At 45.2% G+C, this 1550-nt stretch carries 1 protein-coding gene and 1 pseudogene; one reads left to right on the top strand and one right to left on the bottom strand.

The annotated features are described in order from the left end of the window. A partial coding sequence (locus R8269_RS24095; protein WP_318222763.1) for a GGDEF domain-containing protein occupies positions 1–538 on the top strand: 538 nt, incomplete at its 5' end. A 70-nt stretch (positions 539–608) separates the two neighbouring features. Here R8269_RS24095 and R8269_RS24090 read toward each other — a convergent pair. Further along, a pseudogene (locus tag R8269_RS24090) lies at positions 609–1550 on the bottom strand (protein BatD); the annotation flags it as partial.

Here is a 1550-nt window from a genome sequence, read left to right as displayed (position 1 = left end):
TAAACTCGATCCACTTACGCGCCTTGGCAATCGCCGTATGCTGGAACATGTGATGCAAAAATACTGCGCATTGGATTGCGAAGAGGCGATGTCATTTGGTCTGATTCTGATTGATATTGACCATTTTGGTTTGTTTAACAATCACTATGGTCATCTTGAAGGTGACATTGCACTGATGCGCATTGGGAACATTCTTGAACACCATACCAAAGATGAAGACGAGGTCTTTTGTCGTATTGGGGGTGAAGAGTTTGTGTTATTGATGATCGGCTCGAACCAAGAAGAGGTTCGGTTGAGAGCGGAATGCATTCGTCAATGCATTGAAGATGAAGGCATCAAGCATCAACATAACCCTGAAGGTGAACTGCTGACGGTTTCGGTGGGGTACTCCAGCTACAACACCAAAGGCAAAGACTTCAATTTCGACCACTTGTATCAGTTGTCCGACAAGGCGCTCTATCAGGCGAAAAGCAGTGGGAGAAATTGCGTGAAGCGATATGAGTTAAAAGACCTTCAAAAAGATCAAATTGTAGCGTGAGTTTGTTTTTACGTACTTCCTGAACATCAGAAACCAAAAATGGCAGCGTTTAGAGCGCTGCCATTCTTATTTATAGTTTTTCTAGCTGGTGGCTAGATTTGTCACGTTTGGCCTTGGCCAGTTTTTGCACTTTCTCCAACAGGGCTTTGTGACTCCATGGCTGTTGATTTGGACTAAAACGTGCTCTGTTCATGGCATCGAGTTCGAGTTTGACCGCTTGAACATCTTCGGGATTTAGTCGGTCACGATGGGTACTCAAGTACTCGTTTACTGAGCGTTCGATTTACGCTTCGTCGCCTTCGTTAATGATGCGCTTCAACGCTTCAACGCAAAGTGGTTTTTCTGATGCTGACAATGGTTCTGTGGAAGCAACAGGACGCTTTTTCCAAATTACGAATGCAATTGCGGAAGTAAGAATCCACAAGCCTGCAAAAACAAAAGTGAGCGTTTGCCAGAGTTTATCGACGCCATTTTGTTGGGCGGGAGCTGCATTTGAAACGGTTGGTATAGGAAGCGCGGTTTCAGGTAAGGTAATCAAGCCTGCATCGCTTTGTTCCACATTCAGTTTTAGCTCAGACAAGTTTGCCTGCTTTGCTTCATCGCTTTTACTGTCCCACCAATTCAGTGTGTAGCCTGGCAGCGTGAATTCGCCAGCTTCTGTTGGGATCAGCACTTGTTTTACCGTCATGATTACCGTGCCATCTCTTGCTGTGTCGAATTGAGGCTGTTCAGGGTAAACGCGTAAGGAGTTTGGGTAATCCATAGTAATACGCGGTAAGTATTCGGCTTGTGTACCGCGAGCTTTGATTTGAATGGTACGAGTAATAGACGAACCTTGTTTCACGTTATTTACCGTATTGGCGGATAGCGTATTGCCTTGATCGTCTTGCCAGCTCTGAGTCATTTGCAATGCCGATGCGGGTAACCAACTGCCTTTAAACTCACTAGGTATGGCTTTTACCGTTATTGGCATTTGCTCCACTTTTGTGCTGATCGGCATGATCTTGGTTGA

The organism is Vibrio sp. Vb0667 (assembly GCF_033391095.1).
This window is presented reverse-complemented; position numbering and strand designations above follow the sequence as displayed.